Annotated in this window: 13 protein-coding genes; 5 read left to right on the top strand and 8 right to left on the bottom strand. The window is 58.4% G+C overall.

Translation table 11 applies throughout. The features are described from left to right. Position 1 precedes the first annotated feature (1 nt). Complete coding sequence (xdhA, locus tag C7U61_RS05080) at positions 2 to 1,486, bottom strand: xanthine dehydrogenase small subunit (RefSeq protein WP_106997077.1); 1,485 nt, start codon at positions 1,484 to 1,486, stop codon at positions 2 to 4. Between the two features lie 3 nt (positions 1,487 to 1,489). After that, positions 1,490 to 1,855 (bottom strand): hydroxyisourate hydrolase, encoded by a 366-nt coding sequence (uraH, locus tag C7U61_RS05075; protein WP_106997076.1) that lies wholly within the window; start codon positions 1,853 to 1,855, stop codon positions 1,490 to 1,492. Positions 1,856 to 2,415: 560 nt separating this feature from the next. Between uraH and C7U61_RS05070 the strand changes: the two genes are divergently transcribed. Continuing rightward, positions 2,416 to 2,901: an ureidoglycolate lyase gene (locus tag C7U61_RS05070; protein WP_106997075.1), complete on the top strand. Its 486-nt coding sequence runs from the start codon at positions 2,416 to 2,418 to the stop codon at positions 2,899 to 2,901. Between the two features lie 146 nt (positions 2,902 to 3,047). Here the strand turns inward: C7U61_RS05070 and C7U61_RS05065 are convergent, their stop codons facing one another. Continuing rightward, positions 3,048 to 4,340, bottom strand: coding sequence for an NCS2 family permease (locus C7U61_RS05065; RefSeq protein ID WP_106997074.1), 1,293 nt, complete (start codon positions 4,338 to 4,340; stop codon positions 3,048 to 3,050). A gap of 632 nt (positions 4,341 to 4,972) precedes the next feature. Here C7U61_RS05065 and C7U61_RS05060 point away from each other — a divergent pair. The 3 genes from C7U61_RS05060 (at position 4,973) to C7U61_RS05050 (ending at position 6,471) form a co-directional block, all read left to right on the top strand. Continuing rightward, positions 4,973 to 5,296: a metalloregulator ArsR/SmtB family transcription factor gene (locus C7U61_RS05060; protein WP_106997073.1), complete on the top strand. Its 324-nt coding sequence runs from the start codon at positions 4,973 to 4,975 to the stop codon at positions 5,294 to 5,296. Further along, positions 5,293 to 5,724, top strand: a complete 432-nt coding sequence (locus C7U61_RS05055) for an SRPBCC domain-containing protein (RefSeq protein WP_106997072.1) — start codon at positions 5,293 to 5,295, stop codon at positions 5,722 to 5,724. Before C7U61_RS05060 ends, C7U61_RS05055 begins: the two co-directional genes overlap by 4 nt. 126 nt (positions 5,725 to 5,850) lie before the next feature. Continuing rightward, complete coding sequence (locus tag C7U61_RS05050; protein ID WP_106997209.1) at positions 5,851 to 6,471, top strand: YdeI/OmpD-associated family protein; 621 nt, start codon at positions 5,851 to 5,853, stop codon at positions 6,469 to 6,471. Between the two features lie 72 nt (positions 6,472 to 6,543). Here C7U61_RS05050 and C7U61_RS05045 read toward each other — a convergent pair whose 3' ends face one another. The 5 genes from C7U61_RS05045 to C7U61_RS05020 all read right to left on the bottom strand — a co-directional run bounded on the left by C7U61_RS05045 (position 6,544) and on the right by C7U61_RS05020 (position 15,910). Beyond that, complete coding sequence (locus C7U61_RS05045) at positions 6,544 to 8,103, bottom strand: glycosyltransferase family 39 protein (RefSeq protein ID WP_106997071.1); 1,560 nt, start codon at positions 8,101 to 8,103, stop codon at positions 6,544 to 6,546. A 794-nt stretch (positions 8,104 to 8,897) separates the two neighbouring features. Then, entirely contained in the window at positions 8,898 to 9,482 is a 585-nt protein-coding gene (locus C7U61_RS05040; RefSeq protein WP_106997070.1) for a YigZ family protein, read from the bottom strand. Positions 9,483 to 9,983: 501 nt separating this feature from the next. After that, positions 9,984 to 12,080 (bottom strand): carboxy terminal-processing peptidase, encoded by a 2,097-nt coding sequence (locus C7U61_RS05035; RefSeq protein ID WP_106997069.1) that lies wholly within the window; start codon positions 12,078 to 12,080, stop codon positions 9,984 to 9,986. A gap of 549 nt (positions 12,081 to 12,629) precedes the next feature. Then, positions 12,630 to 13,679: a porin gene (locus tag C7U61_RS05030; protein ID WP_106997068.1), complete on the bottom strand. Its 1,050-nt coding sequence runs from the start codon at positions 13,677 to 13,679 to the stop codon at positions 12,630 to 12,632. A gap of 758 nt (positions 13,680 to 14,437) precedes the next feature. Further along, positions 14,438 to 15,910: a nucleobase:cation symporter-2 family protein gene (locus C7U61_RS05020; RefSeq protein WP_106997208.1), complete on the bottom strand. Its 1,473-nt coding sequence runs from the start codon at positions 15,908 to 15,910 to the stop codon at positions 14,438 to 14,440. A 335-nt stretch (positions 15,911 to 16,245) separates the two neighbouring features. Here C7U61_RS05020 and C7U61_RS05015 point away from each other — a divergent pair, with 335 nt between their 5' ends. After that, positions 16,246 to 17,874: a thiamine pyrophosphate-binding protein gene (locus tag C7U61_RS05015; RefSeq protein ID WP_106997066.1), complete on the top strand. Its 1,629-nt coding sequence runs from the start codon at positions 16,246 to 16,248 to the stop codon at positions 17,872 to 17,874. The last annotated feature ends 52 nt before the right edge of the window (positions 17,875 to 17,926 follow it).

The following is a 17,926-nucleotide window of genomic DNA, read 5'->3' as shown; positions in this document are numbered from 1 at the left end:
CCTATGCAGCCTCATATCTGGACACCTGAGCCGGTGCCGCACTGGATGTCGTTTCCAGGTAGAAACGCAATAAAAGATTCTTCGCTGTCAGCGCCCGATATTCCGCGGTTGCCCGCATATCGGTCAGCGGCGTGTAATCCTCGGCGTATCTCTCCATCGCCGCTTCGACGGTCGCTTCGTTCCAGGGCTTGCCGAGCAGGGATTTTTCGACGGCGAAAGCCCGCTTCGGCGTTGCGGCCATGCCGCCATAGGCGATCCGGATTTCTGCGACCCTGCCGTCGGCGGCAAGTGCGAGACGGAAGGCGCCGAGTGTTGCGGTGATATCCTCGTCCCGCCGCTTCGTCACCTTGTAGACCGCGAATTTTTCGTCCGCTGCCGGAAGCGGAATATGCACGGTTTCGATGAATTCCCCCGGCTGGCGGTCCTGCTTGCCATAGGCGATGAAGAAGTCCTCGAGTGCTATCGTGCGGCGGGTTTGGCCCTTGCGCAGGGTCAGCGATGCCCCGAGTGCGATCAAGGGCGGCGGCATGTCGCCGATCGGCGAGCCGTTGGCGATGTTGCCGCCGATCGTGCCCATGTTGCGCACCTGCTGGCCGCCGATGCGCGTGATCAGCGGCCCGAGTGCCGGGATGTGCTGCGACAGAGTCGCGATCGCCTCCGAATAGGTGACGCCGGCGCCGATGGTCATGATATTGTCTTTAATGGCGATCGACTTCAATTCCTGCAGCCCGGCAATGAAGACGACCGGCGTAATGTCGCGCATATGCTTGGTGACCCAAAGGCCGACATCGGTGGAACCGGCAATCACGGTCGCAGTCGGCGAGGCTTGGAGAACATCAGCGAAATCGTCGAGATCAGCCGGCACGATCAGGCGATGGCGCCCGTCTCCGATTTCGACGCGCGCACCATCGGCAAGAGTCTTCAGCCGCGTGACCATGGTTTCGCGCTCGGCAAGCAGGGGATCGTTCTGCGTGCCGCCATAATTGGAAATAGCGCGGGCCGCACGCAGGATCGGCTCGTAGCCGGTGCAGCGACAGAGATTGCCCTGCAGTGTCGTTTCGATCTGCTGATCCGTTGGGTTCGGCGTCTGCATCCATAGCCCATAGAGCGACATCACGAAGCCAGGCGTGCAGAAGCCGCATTGCGATCCATGGAAATCGACCATCGCCTGCTGCACCGGGTGCAGCCGGCCGTCGCTGGCTGCCAGATGCTCGACGGTAACGACATGACAGCCATCGAGAGAACCGAGGAAGCGAATGCAGGAGTTGACGCCTTCATAGACGAGTTCGCCCGCCGGCGTCAGGCGTCCCACAAGTACCGAGCAGGCGCCGCAGTCTCCCTCGGCGCAGCCTTCCTTGGTGCCTTTCAGCGAGCGGGAAAGCCGCAGCCAGTCGAGCAGGCTCTGGTCCGGCGCGATGTCTTTGAGCGCAACGTCGTCGCCGTTCAAGATGAAGCGCAGTTCGGAGCGGATTCTTGCAGCGGTCATCAGTCAGCTCCCGCGATAGGTGGAGTAGCTGTAGGGCGAGAGGAGCAGCGGTACATGGTAATGTGCATTCTCGTCGGCAAGGCCGAAGCGGACCGGGATGATATCCAGAAACATCGGGCCATCGGTCGGGCGGCCGAGATAATCGCCCGCATGGAAGCGCAGCTCGTAGATGCCGGCCTTCATGGCATCGCCAGACAGGAGCGGTGCGTCGCAGCGGCCGTCATCATTGGTTTGAGTGGATTTCAGGAGGCGCAGTTCATCGCCATCGATCCGATAGAGATCGATGCGCAAGCCCTCGGCGGGCTTGCCGCGCGCCGTATCCAGCACGTGGGCCGTGAGCCGGCCGGCTCCTGGCGAATGAGGCTGCATGCTTTTCTCCCGAACCTAGCACTTCTGTCTCCACTATCCGCCAGGTCCATACCTCTGAAAAGCGGCGGCAACCTTCGAGACTTTCAAATTTTCCGAGGGGAATGGCGCGCGCGATTTACGGTTAGAAATTTGCGACGGAAAACGTTTGGAGGAACGTTTCATGCGCTATCGACGCAACATACCTGGACATGGCCGACACTTTTGCGGTTCACCGACACGATGAAGCAGGCATCGGCATAGAAAACTGCCCGATTGATGAAGCGGCAGCGAGAGCTGTCGGCAAGCTTATGCCCCAAGCCTATGCGCCCGGCTTCTGCCGGCGATGTCGGGCACAAAATAACGTGCACCATGCCAGCCGACCCCACAGCGAGAGACAGGCCTTAGGGATAACATCTGTAAGAATTATTTTACGGAAAGATAGGGCATGTCGGTTGGCGGAGTGTGGTTGTGCTCCGGACGCACCCGCTTGTCCGCGCTGCAGGCCACGCATCGAATTTCACAGACCCATTGCCAGTCGAGGCAGCGATGACTTCTAGGGAAATGAAAAAGGGAGACCAGGGATGAAAATGATCGAGATTCAGCCGCTGACCAGAGCCGCATTCGCCGCCTTTGGCGATGTGATCGAAATGGAGGACGCGCACAGCTATCCCATCAACGCCGGCAAATGCGTTCGTTATCACGACCTCGCAAAGGTCGAAGCGACCGGTGAGGAGGCAAAAACGATGATCAGCTGGCTGCGCGGCGAACCCTATGCGCTGCCGCTGGAGTTGAAGATGGTCGAACGGCATCCCCTCGGCAGCCAGGCCTTCGTTCCGCTGTCCAATCATCCGTTCCTCGTCGTTGCGGCGCGGGAAACGGATAAAGGACCAAGCGACCCCGTGGCCTTCCGCACCAGGCCCGGGCAAGGCGTCAACATCTGGCGCAATGTCTGGCACGGTATTCTGACGCCCCTCGACGGCGTCTCCGACTTCATCGTGGTCGATCGCGGCGGAAAGGGCGTCAATCTCGAGGAGCATTTCTATGAGGAGGTGTTCCTGATCCGCTGATCGGATTGGAAGCGATTGGGGTATTGGAAGGGGCGCTGCCATCGCAACGCCCTTATTTGCTGGCGTAAGTTCCTGTTTCAACTGGTCAAGTGCCAAAAGGCGGGGTCATCTAAGCGAATGACCCCGCCTAGCATTTATATCCGCCGTCAGTCCGCAAAGAAGGCGAAGCGCACGACGAAAAGGGCGGCGACGATCTGCGTTGCCGGGTGCAGCATCGACCAGCGGCCGGTGAGGACCTTCACGGCGACATAGGTGATGAAGCCGAAGGCTAGGCCGTTGGCGATCGAATAGGTGAAGGGCATGGCAAGTGCCGTGATTGCGGCTGGCGCCGCTTCGGTCAGGTCATCCCATTCGATCTCCGTCAGTTCACGCATCATCAGGCCGGCGACATAGAGCAGGGCCGGAGCCGTCGCATAGGCAGGAACGGAAGCCGCGAGCGGCGAGAAGAAGAGGGCAGCTATGAAGAGGGCTGCGATAGTGATCGCGGTCAGGCCCGTGCGGCCGCCGGCCTGAACGCCGGAAGCGCTTTCCACGAAGGCCGTCGTGCTGCTGGTGCCCATCAGCGAGCCCGCAACGATGGCGGCGCTATCGGCAAGCAGCGCCCTACTCAACCGGTTCGGCTTCCCGTCCTGGATCAGGTTCGCGCGCTTGGCGATACCGATCAGCGTTCCAGTGGCATCGAAGACCTCGACGAGTACGAAGACGAGAATGATATGAACCAGGCCGCCGTGGAGAGCGCCGACAATGTCGAGCTGCAAAAAGGTTGGCATGATGGACGGCGGTGCGGAAACGATGCCGTGAAACTGGCTGACGCCGAAGATCCACGAGAGAATGGTGACGGCAAGAATACCGATGAGGATCGAACCTCTTACCTTCAGTGCATCGAGAACGGCGATGACGAAGAAGCCGAAGATTGCGAGAAGTGGGCCGGTCTGCTTCAGGTCGCCGAGGCCGACGAGCGTCGCCTTGTTGGCGACGACGATGCCGGCGCTCTTAAGCGCTATGATCGCCAGGAAAAGGCCGATACCGGCAGCAATCGCGCTTCGAAGCGAGTGGGGAATGCCGGCGATCAGCCAGCTGCGCACGCCGGTCACCGTCAGTAGCACGAAGATGGAACCCGAAATGAAGACTGCGCCGAGCGCCTGCTGCCAGGTGAAGCCGAGGGCGGCAACGACAGTGAAGGCGAAGAAGGCATTGAGCCCCATGCCGGGTGCCATGCCGATCGGCCAATTGGCAACGAGGCCCATGACCATGGAACCCAGCGCGGCTGCGAGACAGGTGGCGACGAAGATCGCATTGCGATCCATGCCAGTCGTCGACAGAATGTCGGGATTGACGAAGATGATATAGGACATCGTCAGAAACGTCGTCACGCCGGCAATGAGCTCGGTGCGTACGGACGTGCCGTGCTCACTTAATTTGAAAAGTCGTTCAAGCATTGTTCCTCCCTAAGCGTTCCCGACGCTCGTCAAATCATGGGGCTTTCCCCGCATCTCCTCCAGATACGGGTGGCGAGAAGCGGCGTTCAGCGCTTCGTGGCGAGGGGGGATTGTGCGCTGTTAATGGCTTGACGCGCTAGAGCCGGATTTCCCCGCAATTCGCGAAAGACATTCTAATTTTTCAAGCTATTTCCGCGCGAATTCTTCTGAGCTCGGAGCCGTGATCGGGTGGTCGAAGCCATTCCCTTCATCCTGCACAATCGCTCGATGCAGCTCAGCAGGAAGATATGCGTAATATTTACAGCGACAAGGTGACAAAGCCAAACTATTTCCGTCCGATGGCGAAACCGTGAAGGCCGCCCCGACGGCGGCTATGAAGGATTGCGCTACGGCCGAAGCCGGAGAAGGCCAGCCGCGAAGGCCCTCATCCTCTGGTGCCGGCCCCCGGCCGTTGCTTCCCCGGTAATCGAACTCGTCGCGGCCTGCGCCGCCCTCTCCAAGGGGGCGGGACGAAGATGCCGCAGGAGGGATTGGAGAAAGGGTCCGCCGGCTGAAAGGCCATCCGCATCTTGACTTATCCATAACTCCTTGGCTATGAATTACATTCAATAGCTGAAGAGTTATGAATTGCCATGGCAAACGCTCACGATCCGATTTTCAGGGCTCTCGCCGATCCGACGCGGCGGGCGATCTTCGAGCGGTTGTGCCGCAATGGCGATCAGACCGTCGTCGCGCTCACCGCTTATGCCGGCGTGTCCCAGCCGGGTGTTTCGAAGCATCTCGCCGTTTTGAAACAGGCGGGGCTGGTGCGTGACCGGCACGAAGGCCGCGTGACCCATTATAGCGTGCGGCGAAACGCTCTTGAGCCGCTGGTTGATTGGACAAACCAAATGGTGGGCTTCTGGGAAAGCAAGCTCGACGATCTCGAAGACTTGCTCGGCAGGATGGATCAATGAAGGAAGGATCGCGTCAAATGGGCGCTGTGGTGGTCGAGCGCGAAATTGCCCATCCGCCCGAACGGATTTGGCGTGCCCTCACTGAGCCGCATTTGATGGCGGAATGGCTGATGAAGAACGACTTCGTTCTCGCCTTGGGACACAGGTTTACTCTTCGCGGCGACTGGGGCGGTGTCTTGGATTGCGAGGTGCTCGTCATCGAGCCGAACAGCAGGCTGTCCTATAGATGGAATTTCGCACATGATGACCCGGCTTTCGATCTGAAGAGCGTCGTGACCTTCACGTTGACGCCCACGGAGAAGGGAACGCGTCTGCGCGTGGAACAGCTCGGCTTCAGGCCGGATCAGAAGCAGGCCTATGGAGGCGCCAAAGCGGGATGGCGGCAGTTCCTCGAAAAGCTTGAACAGGTGCTGACGGGTGCAAGTTGAGACCATTGTCGGCAAGCCGCGGATGCGATCATGTGTGCACCGCCCCCAGGCTTGCTTTCATCTGGCCCTTTATCCCGTTCGACGCTGTGTCAGGCGTCAAGTACAGAATTAGAGATGGATGAGATCATGATTACCGATATCGAGGACTTCTTTACGCAGGGATGTGGACGCTGCGAACGCTTTGCGACGGCGGACTGTTCGACCAGGCGATGGATAGACGGTCTAAACGAACTGCGTCGGATCTGTTTGGAGGCGGGGCTCGCCGAGACGGTGAAATGGGCCCATCCATGCTACATGCATGAGGGCCGCAACATCGTCATCATCGGCGCCTTTCGCGGCGATTTTCGCCTCACTTTCTTCAACGCGGCGCTGATGAAGGACCCCGAGGGCGTGCTTGAAAAGCAAGGGCAGAATACCCGATATCCCGATATGATCCGCTTCGTGGATAATGCCGCCGTGGCGAAGATGGAGCCTGTCATCCGAGCCTATCTGAAGGAGGCAACGGAATATGCGGCGGCCGGCATCAAGCCTGCCAAAGAGGTGGGCGAGATCGACTTGCCGGAAGAACTGATCGAGGCGCTGGATTCCGATCCCGAGTTGGCGGAGGCTTTTCACGATCTGACGCCAGGACGAAAGAAAAGCTATGTGATCAACCTCGGTTCCGTGAAGAAGTCCGAAACGCGGACCGCTCGGATTGCCAAGTTTCGCAATCATATTCTCGCCGGAAAGGGCGCGCTGGAGCGCTAGCCGACGGTTGATGTCTCCTGTTTCTCGATCGTCTCGTCCACCGATGAGATCGAGCACCTACGCAATCTCAAATCAGTTCGGCTTTGGATAATACCACGCATAGCCAAAATGATAGCGATCCGGCTCCCTGCCGTAGTAATACGGAAGGGCGATGTCCTGTTGCGGCGGCAACTGCGCCGTCGTCCCGAATTTCGACGCGAACCATAGCTGCAGCGCGTCCGGCATGGTGGATTGATGCCCGTCCCGCTCGTTCCAGACCAGCAAGACCGGTCCATCTCCTATGACCTGCCGGCTGAGATCCGACGCGGGATATTCCGTCGATATGACCGGTGTGTGCGGCATGTTCACCCGGAGATTGCCGGCCTTGAGCCAGGTCGTCGCCACCACCGCCGAGGGTTGTTTTCCCTCTGCGGTGACGACTTTGTCCACAAAGGTGGCATAGGGCGTATTCAGATGCTCGTAGGAATGGAAAAACCGCGCGAAAAGAACACTTCCCGCTATGATCAGAGGCAGCGCAATCATCATGATGATGGGCAGGTAAAGGAGTTTTTTGATATCGGCCTGGCTTTGAGGCCCCGCTGCATCGAGCTTGAGACAGAAATAGGCCGGCAGCAGAAACAGGAAGGGGAGCAGCCAGCGGTCGCGAAACTCCGTAAGCGTGATCACCAGTATCAACACCACCAAGATCGCGATGGTGCTTAAAAGTATTCTGCCGACGAAATCGCTCCATTCGCTTCTGGCCCGCAGCGCTCGCAGGAGTGATTGGCGGAAGAACAGAAGAAAGATCACGCTCGTGGGAGCAATGATTGCCACGCTCGTCTTGACCAGCTCCAGAAGTCCGAAACCGATATCGGAAAGCTTTCCGCCGTCGCCTTGCTCCGACATGGTGTGGACCGTCGTTGTCAGGACCCGATCCATGTTGGACACCATCCATATCGCGTGTGGCAGGAACACCAGAACGGCGATTGCGAGCGTCAGCAGAAGGCGCCAGTCCATGAGCCTTTTTCGTCCGACCGGATGAAAGAAGGTCGCGGCGAGGACGCTGCCGATTACCAGAGCGAAATTGTACTTCGTCAGCATGCCGAGGCCGGCCCAGAGGCCGATCTGCGCATAGGAGATGACGGTCGGGCGGCGAATGGTCACGACGATGAAGTAGATCAACATGAGCACCGCAAGCAGGGTGCCGACGGTATGCGTCAGGTCTCTCTGCGCCTGCCAGAACATCTGTGGCATCGTCAAGAGCGATAGCGTTCCGACCGCCGCCAGGCCCTTATCGGTCACGAGCAATCGCAGAAGCTTGTAATAGGCGAGATAGACCAGGAAAAGCAGAAGATTCTTGACGATGACGAGGGATGCCACGCTCGTGCCGAAAATTTCGAAGATGCCGTATTGAATCCAGTTGTAGAGCGGCGGCTGGGCGTCATACCCCCAGGCGAGCCATTGGCCGACGAGAAACTGCTGCGCTTCGTCGATCCGCAGCGAGTTCGAGATGGCAATGCGAATGGCTGCCTGCACGATGAAATATATCGCCAGGCTTCCCGGTACCCACCAATATTCTGAGGATGATCTGCTGCCTATTGATGCAGTCTGCTGGCGGGCACCCGCAAAACTGTCTTTTCTGAGAAGATTCATCCGATTCTCCGTGCGATTGCCAAGATCGTTGCACGGCCATCCCATAGATGTCGCGACGGCACAATCGTTTTCAGCAGGATTTCAAGAGTTGCCGGTCGAGGGGAGATGTTATTCCTCAGATATCCTCCCTTGAGCAGCCGGGTCGTTAAGCATCCTCGTCATTTGTCGCCTTCTGCATTTCAACACCATGCCCGTCGAATCCGCATGGTCAAGGGAGCATGAATGCCAAACCTGGCGTCAACAACCGTTTTCCAAATGTTGCCGTAATCCGCTTGAAATCGGTTGTCAAACATACCGAATGTATGTATATAGAATTCATAGCTCGGGCGAGGGGCATTTTCAAGCTCCAAGTCCGGTCGCCATCCGACACCCTGTGTCGGTAGCTGCAGCCCGTCGTTCCAATCCGATGGGGCTGCCCGCCCCGATCGGTTGACCTCCGATCAAGATGAGAAGGATTCGGCTTTCCCTCCGAATCCTTCTCTTTTTTAACTGCATGACTTTTCAGTAATTTGGTGAAGCGCATCTGTTGATGATGCGGGGCGGCAAGTATGGATGTTGCCGGCGTTCCACTGGTGGCTGGCGCGGGCGGGAAATCGGTTACGGTACGATGTTCATTATCCTTGGGAGCTTGCGCTCGGGTCTATTGCGCTTTGGGTCGGGTTTACGGCGTACGGGGCGTCGTCGAGATCGGGGCCGCTGCGTGGGCTTGTATTATAAGCTGACCGATCGTCTATGCGTGTCCTATCGCAAGCACAGGCAAGCGCCATTATTCGCCGTCGTGATGAATGTTCCAATCAATCCCATTTTACCGCAGCGCGGCCGCTCGTCAGATCCTGGACGTTGTCAGAAACCCGCTCGACGAGCGAGGCGGCTATGGTCACACTGAGCACGGCTCCGGATTCGGTGAAACGCTCTTCCAGAATCTGCACGCCGGCCTCCGCGTGGAGCTTCGCTTTCACCAGAGCGAGATATGAAAACTGCACGTCGATGGTTGCCGCGATGGTGGGGAGTATTTCTTTCTTCTCAGCGCCTTGCAGACATAGTGCGGCGGTGCCGCCATAAGCGCGGATCAGCCCGCCAGCGCCCAAAAGAGTGCCGCCGAACCAGCGTGTCACGATGACGGCGATCTTATCCAATTCGAAGCCGTCGATAGCCTGGAGGATCGGCTTGCCAGCCGTACCGCTCGGCTCGCCATCATCGCTGAAGCGATAGTTCTGTCCGATACGCCAGGCCCAGCAATTGTGATTGGCATCCATGGCAGAGTGCTGTGCGACGAACGTCTTTGCCGCCTCGGTATCGGCAATTGGAGCGGCCGTCGCAACGAACCGGCTTCGCTTGATTTCCTGACTGGCGGTGGCGATCGAAACAAGCTCAAACATATGGCCTCTTAGCCAATTTCGTGCACCCTGCGAAGAGGCAGTTGTCGCCGTTCCTAAAGAGATGCGGTGGAGAGTCGTGGGGATGAAAATGAATTCAATGAGGATAGCTGCGGAGAGTATCCAAAGCTTCAATGATGTAGCCGAAGCACGTTGAGCCTGCTCGGGCGGGGAAAGCTCTGCCTCATTGGCATGAGGCAGAGCAGAGAGCCTTATCGGCGCCTCGTGCGAAACTTTGTTGGGGGCGCAAGTATTCGCACGCACATAGCCTACAACGGCTAGCTGAAACGTAGCTGAGGCCCTGAAGCCGGATGAATTCAGGTCTATCGAACTGAAATCCGAATTCGCCTTGAAATCAAGGCAGTAGAGCGGAAGGCCGTCTGAAGGCTATCCACACTTTTTTGCATTTTGCTCTAACTGCGCGTCTCACGCACCCGCAGCCGACGAGCCGGTCGAGGTCCGGCCGCGCCGTCGATTCCTCGGCGGCGCGATGTAACTTCGTGACTACTTTGCCGCAGCCCTCGACATACCGGCCTGCAGGTCCGCCTCATCCGCGACGATGGAGGCAGCCTCATTCTGCAGGATATCCTTTGCGTTCTTGCGGGCCTTTTCGATGGCGATATCGGCGCTCAGGCTGCGCTCATTGGCCTGCAGCCCGTCATCCTCGCCGGTATCGATGCCGTCATTCACCTGTCCGCGTGCCTTGAGGCGGTTTGCCTGGGCGGCCAGCTCGCTGCGGCGCTCGGCTTCGTTGAGAGAGATGACCTTCTTGTCGCGCTGCTCCTTGAGCGTCATGACGTCTTCCACGAAGCGCTGGTATTCCGGATCGTCCTTCACCCGCGCGTCATGGCGGCTTTGCAATTGCGGCAGCAGCGCCTGGACATTACCCCAAGTTTTGTAATTCGCAGGCTTCACCTGCGTCCAGGGCAGCGCGTTGTCGTAGCTCGACTCGCCGAAGGTCTTGAGATCGGAAAGTCCCGGCAGGCTGATATCCGGCGTCACACCGCGCAGCTGTGTCGTACCGCCATTGACGCGGAAGAATTGAGCGACCGTCAATTTCAGCTCGCCGAATTTCGGTTTCTGATTATGGGCGACCTGATCGAGATTGACCACGGTTTGCACCGTGCCCTTGCCGAAGCTCGGTTCCCCGATAATCACGCCGCGGCCGTAATCCTGGATCGCTGCGGCAAAGATCTCGGAGGCCGATGCCGAGCCGCGATTGATGAGCACGCCGACCGGACCGGTCCAGGCCGGAGCGGCAAGATCATCGCTCTCGACCTCCACTTCGCCGCCGGCATCGCGCTGCTGGACGACCGGACCCTTGCCGACGAACAGACCGGTCAGGTCGATCGCTTCCGACAGTGAGCCGCCGCCATTGTTGCGCAGGTCGATCAGCACCCCATCGACTTTTTCCTGCTTCAATTCGCCGAGAAGCTTGGCGACGTCGCGGCTGGCGCTGCGGTAATCCTTGTCGCCCTTGCGCCGCGCTTCGAAATCTTCATAGAAAGCAGGCAGAGTGATCACGCCGATCCTGCGCGTCGCATTGCCGTCCTTTACCGACAGGATCGTCTGCTTGGCGGCTTGCTTGTCGAGGCTGATCTTGTCACGGACGAGGCTGATGACGTGATGCTTGCCATCCGGCCCGGCATCGGCGGGCAAAATGTCAAGGCGCACGACCGAACCCTTGGCGCCGCGGATCATCTGTACGATTTCATCGAGCCGCGTGCCGACGACTTCCTTGATGGGGCCGCTCTCGCCTTGACCGACACCGATGATGCGATCGCCAACCGCAAGCTTGCCGGACAATTGTGCCGGACCCCCGGCGACCAGTTCGCGGATCGTCGTATAATCGTCCCTTTCTTGCAGCACCGCGCCGATACCGACCAGCGAGAGCTTCATCGAAATATCGAATTCCGCCGAGGCGGTCGCGCCGAAATAGTCGGTATGCGGATCGACGGACGTCGTATAGGCGTCCATGAACGTCTGGAAGACATCGTCACTCTTGTATTTATAGGCGCGCTCCAGGGAATTTTCGTAGCGCTTGTCGAGCGTATCGCGAATGGCGGCATCATCCTTGCCCGCAAGCTTGAGGCGCAGCCAGTCGTTCTTGACGCGCTTGCGCCAGAGATCATTGCTTTCCGCTTCCGTTTGCGGCCATGGCTCCTTGTCCCGCACCAGCGAGTAGTCTTCCTTGACCGTGAAATCGAACTTCTGGCTGAGCAGGCTGCGCGCATAGCTCATGCGATCGACGACGCGCTGCTCGTAAACGTTGAAAATGGAAAATGGGATATTCAGGTCTTCCTGATTGATGGAGTCATCGATCTTGGTGCTGCCCACCATGAACTTGTCGATATCGCTCTGCAGGAAGATGACACGATCCGGATCAAGGGATTTGATGAAGCGATTCATGATCCTGGCGGAGAGAACGTCATCCAGCGGAACGGGCTTATAGTGGAAGCGCTGCAGAAATTGCGCCGTCAAATGAGCGGCCTGCGCCTGCTGCGGCAGCGGTGTCAAAACTGGCGGTGAACCGGCTTCCAGAGCATATGCCGATGAGGCAAATGTCAGGAACAGGCAGAGGAAACCATATTTCGTACGCATCAAGTCTGGGCCCGATTCTCAACGTTAAATGTTCAATCTATAATCTAGGTGGAACAATTATGGTTTTTTGGCAACCAGACAGATGCTTTCCTTCGGGAAAGATTCTCGAAACATTTGGGTTGCGCGAGTGCGAAGACCGTCAACTCCTCCGCAAAGACAAAGTTGAATCTCGCTGATTCGACCTTGAGATGCCACAGAACATGCTACGCGAAACGTTCCTCGGCTATGCCCAGGTGCGTCAGGCGGTATCATCTTCGGATCTTACGGGTCGGAGTACCCTTTCTTAGGTCTCGCGGCGGGCAATGTGCGGCAAGGGGAGGGATTACGAAAGCAGTGTCTCCCCGGCGTGTCTTATCGCGGTAGGCGCAGGCCGTCAGGCTGGAAAGTTTCGCCTCGGTAACGCGAGCGCTTCTTCTCGCCTTGCTCGGACTGCGTGACATATGGATTGGAAATGACAGCCGGAATATGGCTTCAATGAATTATGGAAGAAGACCCGGAGGGAAACCAGGTCTTCTCCCGTCTCTGATCGGAGGTCTAGTTCAGATCAGATTAGAAGGTGCGCTCGAAGCGGAGCCTGCCTGCCCACTGATCCTGGTTGATGGAGTCCCAGTTGGTGTAGGAAATTTCCGGCTGAATCAGGAGGTTCTTGACCGGATGCCACTTGACGTTCGTGGTTGCGGCGAAGGTCTTGTTGTCCGTGTAGGCGAGCTGCAGGTTCCACTTCAGCTTGTCGTTGACGGGAACGCCAACGCCACCCCAAACAGCCCAGTCACCCCAGCTCTGGCCGATCGAATCGCCAGGCGCATACTTGTTGAGCTTGTCGCCATCGGTGTTCCAGCCGCCCATCACGAAGACCGAGAAGACGCCGAAGTCGGCATCGACACGAGCCTTGATGGCGCCTTCTTCAACGATCGAGTCGTAGCCGCCAACGAGCTTGAAGCTCCATGCACCAGACTTGAAGCCAGCACCGGCAACAACATCAGGAGCGTAGTGGTTGTGGCTGTCTTCGCCGTTTGCGCCGGTGGCGCCAGGGCCGGAGTTGCTGTCTTCGACCGAGATCACAGCCGTGAAGCCGTTGCCGGCGTCGTAGTTGTAGGTGATCTGGTTCAGTTCATACGGGCCGTCAGCGATCACGTCGTCGTTGATGACGTCGCCGGCATAACCGGTGAAGACGTTGAACTGCGAGTCTTCCTTACCAATGGTGAAGCCGCCGAGGCTGATGCTGGCGTGCAGCAGGTTGGTCGCCGTGGCATTGCCTTCCTGCCAGTCCCAACGCAGTTCGGTGTTGGTCTTCAGCGGGCCGTATTCGGTGTCCGTTGCCGTCTGGAACTGCAGCTCAGCACGAGTGTGCCAGAGAGTGCCAAAATGAGTGTTCGGGTTGTAGGCGTCGTACCACTGACCTTCGGTACGAACCTTACCACCGATCTTGAGGCAGGTTTCCGTGCCCGGGATGAAGAAGTAACCGGCACCGTAAGCGTCGCAGATGCGAACGTATTCCAGCGGCTCGGGCTCAGCAGCAACAATAGCGTCGGCCGCGTGAGCACCGGAAACTGCTGCAAGCGCAGCAGCGGAGCCGAGAAGAAGGCTCTTGATATTCATTTTTTCTCCAATCGTTTGCCGGATCGGAACGCAGTCGGAGGTTATCCGCCACGTCCATCAATTCGGGGTCCCTCTTACCGAAAGCTCAAAAACTTTCGTGCAGGCACGCTAGCGAGGCTAATGGCGTACCGGAATAGAATAGTTCGAAGTTGTTATGTATTTTGTCTTCATAAATCCGTCACAGGTGCAAAAATACACCATAAACTAATGTAAACTTAGTACTTTTACAAAGTATATTAGCGGGACTTACTTAATAAACATACCATATGTATATTATCTTTGTACAAGATTTCGCAAAATAATAAGTTTTACATAGAAATATACTGTAGGGCGCATAGGTGCGCCGGGCGGCAAACGCAAATTTTGACGCGCCTTACTCAAGGTCCTTGGGGCTTGCCGGAGGAAGAGTCGGATTTACGACCCGTCGGTCTACCGGTGATGACGCGAAGGCGCTGCGCTCAAAGCCGAACTCGGCCCGCACCCCACTTGCGAACGTGGTAATGCTTCGTCAGTCCTGCCGCCCGGCAGCCGACTGGATTGAAGGGGCCGGCGCAGCCATGGAATACGCCCGGGCGACGGTGTTGACGGAATCGATCAAGACGGTGAGAGGCGGCGGCCTTTGAGGGTGCGATAGCACCGTAGAGGCTTCAAACCGCGTCCAAAACGCCGCATCTATCAGCAATAGCAGTTGGGACTGCATAAGGAGGCGGCTCCAAGATGCCGAAGCTTTGAAGCCGCCGAAGCGGGTCTGTTTGCGTTCAATGCGCTTCCGCAGGGATCAGCGGCACTTCAGAGCCATTGGCGTCGTAGAGTTTGCCGTTCAGGAAATAATCGCCGTCATGCAGGCCGGCAATATCCTGGTAATGGATCAGGCGTTCCGTTCCCGCAACGAAGACCGATTGCTGATCCGAGTTTCCGGTCGTGAGGTGATTGAACAGGAGGTTCAGCGTGATCGCCATCAAGGCCGCCGAACTGATACCCGAGTGGAAGATGGTGATGACCCATGCGGGAAAGTGCTCGTAGAAGCCCGGCGAGGCGATCGGGATCATGCCGAAGCCGATCGAGGTCGCCACGATGATGAGATTCATGTTGTTCTCGTAGTCGACCTTGGCGAGTGTGCGGATACCACTTGCCGCAACCGTCCCAAAGAGGACGAGCCCCGCCCCGCCGAGGACGGAACTCGGCACCGCCGCGACGATGCGGCCGACGATCGGCAGCAAGCCGAGGGCGACGAGAAAAAGGCCGCCGGTCGCCACGACAAATCGGCTCTTGATGCCGGTCACGGCCACAAGGCCGACATTCTGGGCAAAGGCACTCTGGGTGAAGGAGCCGACGACCGGGGCGAGGATGCTGGAAAGCATATCGGCGCGCAAGCCGTCGCCGAGCCGGCGCGCGTCAACCTTGGTGCCGACGATCTCGCCGACGGCGAGGATATCCGCCGAGGTTTCGACCAGCGTCACCATGATGACGATGCACATCGAGATGATTGCCGCCGTATCGAATACAGGATAGCCGAAATGGAAGATCTGCGGTAGGGCGACAAGTGGTCCGTTCATCACCCGCGAGAAATCGGCAATGCCGGCTGCATAGGCGATCCCCGTGCCGATGATGATGGCGAGCAGGATCGATAATCTCGATATTGCGGCACTTCCCAGCTTGCTGAGCAGCAGCACGATCATGAGCGTCGCGGCGGCAAGCAGAATATTGGCCTGGCTGCCGAAATCCGGCGCGCTCCTGTTGCCGCCCATGGCCCAGCCCGCCGCAACCGGCATGAGCGTGAGCCCGATGGTCGTGATGACAATGCCGGTGACGATAGGCGGAAAGAAGCGTGTGACGCGTGAAAAGACGGGCGTGATGATGAGCCCGATAAGCGATGCCGCAATAACCGCTCCGAATACCGCCTGTATGCCACCATGTCCGGTAATGGCAATCATCGTTGCGACCCCGGAAAAGGATACGCCTTGCACGAGGGGAAGGCGGCTGCCGAAAAAGGGTATCCCCATCGTCTGCAGGATGGTCGCAAGACCGCCGGCAAACAGCGATGCGGTCACGAGCAGACCGACGTCGGCCGGCGTGAGGCCTGAGGCCTGGCCAATGATCAATGGAACGGCGACGATGCCGCCATACATGGTCAGAACATGCTGAAGCCCATAGGCCAGATTGGCGCCGATGCTGAGTTTTTCATCTTCGGGGGATAGGCGTGCGGTATTTTCCTCTGCTGCTTCTGCCAAGGTAATCTCCTCCATACCTTTGCGTTTCTCGTTTCCTCCAAACGAGCGTCGCACGTTACGGGGTGAGCCGCCGCAAGACTTTATAGAAAAATGCGAAACACCTTATCGGAAGGCGTGCCGGAGATGGTAGCATGACATCTCACACCCAAACCCATGAGGAGATGTCTTGAGGTCATCGCATCCGTATACGCACAAATCATGTATGATCTTCAAAAGGCCAGGCATTGTCTTGCGCGAAAATGGATATTTGATCTCCAACTTGCGCACCTCTTGCACAGTCTTCCTGATATTCTGAGCGTCACCGATTTGACGCGCTGCGGCGGGGGAAATACTCAATGACCGACAATACGATCTATGTGTACCAGTCGATCGCTCGCGCGGTTCGTGATCACGATGTCGGGACGATGTTCGGTCTCATGGGGGATGCCAATCTCTTCATGATCGACCATTATGTGCGCGGATGCGGCGGCCGTTTCGTGCCGGCAGCGCACGAGGGAAGTTCGGTCCTGATGGCGCTTGCCTATGCCCACGTCGCGGGCAGGGTGGGTGTGGCGAGCGTAACCCACGGTCCGGCTTTGACCAATTGCGTCACGGCGCTCACCGAAGGTGTGCGCGGCTCCATCCCGATGGTGCTCCTGGCGGGTGACACGCCGGTTGTCAACCCGCACCACCTGCAAAGCATCGATCAGCGCGAGGTGGTCAAGGCCACCGGCGCCGGGTTCGAGCAGATGCGCTCACCGGAAACCGCAACCCGGGATGTCGCCCGCGCTTTCTACCGAGCCCGCGTCGAGCGGCGTCCGATCGTCTTGAATATGCCCGCCGATTTCATGTGGTGCGAACAGGCTCACGAGCGGGCTGTCTTCGAAGTCTTCGACGCTCCCGGCTATGTGCCCGAGGGCGATGCGCTGGACAGGGCCATCGGCATGATCGCTTCGGCAAAGCGTCCGCTCATTCTCGCGGGCGGCGGGGCTTGCAGCGCGCGCGATCAGCTGATCCGGCTGGCGGATCGGCTGGAGGCGCCGCTTGCAACGACCTTGAAAGCCAAGGGCCTCTTCGGCGGTCATCCCTATAATATGGACATATTCGGCACGCTCAGCACACCCGCCGCCTATGAGCTGATCGCCAGGACGGATTGCCTGATCTGCTTTGGAGCGGGACTGCATGACTTCACCACCGACAGGGGCAAGCTCCCGAAGGGCAAGCGCGTTGTCCAGATCGATATGGATGCGCGCGCCATCGGCAGGAACATTCATCCGGATGCGGCTTTGGTGGCCGATGCGGGATTGACGGCAGACAATTTCGTTCATTGGCTGGATATGGCGGAAATTCCGCCCAGCGGCTTCACGCGTGAACTGGATATTCCCTCGCTCACCACCCATCCACCCGATCAGCGCGGCAAGACGAATGCGGGATATGTAAACTACATCTGGGCGCTCGAGGAGCTGGAAAAAGCCCTGCCGAAGAACAGAGTGCTTGTGACCGACGGCGGACGTTTCATGACCGAGGTCTGGTGCCGGATTTCGGTCGGCGATCCCAGCAGTTTCGTCGTGACGGCAAATTTCGGCTCGATCGGTCTTGGATTGCAGGAAGCGATCGGCGCAAGCGTTGCCGCGCCGGATCGGCCGGTCGTGCTTTTCACCGGGGACGGCGGTTTCATGATGAGCGGCGTCAACGAGTTCAATACCGCCGTGCGTCTGGGGCAGGACCTGATCGTCATCGTCTGCAATGATTCCGCCTATGGGGCGGAACATATCCAGTTTCGCGATCGGAAGATGGACCCGGGTCTCACCCAGTTCGACTGGCCTTCGTTTGCCGAGGTCGCTACCGCGCTCGGCGGCCACGGTATTGCGGTCAACTCGGCCGATCAGCTTGAAGGCGCTCTGGACGCCATCAGGAATCGCAATCGCCCGGTGCTGATCGAGCTGCGCCTCGATCCCAACGACGTGCCGCGCATGCGCATCTGACGATCTCCTGCGAGAGCGCGTCCTGCAAGCGGCTTTCAAGCATCAACGTACC

Source organism: Rhizobium sp. JAB6 (assembly GCF_003024605.1).
Classification (GTDB): domain Bacteria; phylum Pseudomonadota; class Alphaproteobacteria; order Rhizobiales; family Rhizobiaceae; genus Rhizobium.
The sequence above is the reverse complement of the archived record's forward strand: the minus strand, read 5'-3'. Positions and strand labels throughout refer to the sequence as shown.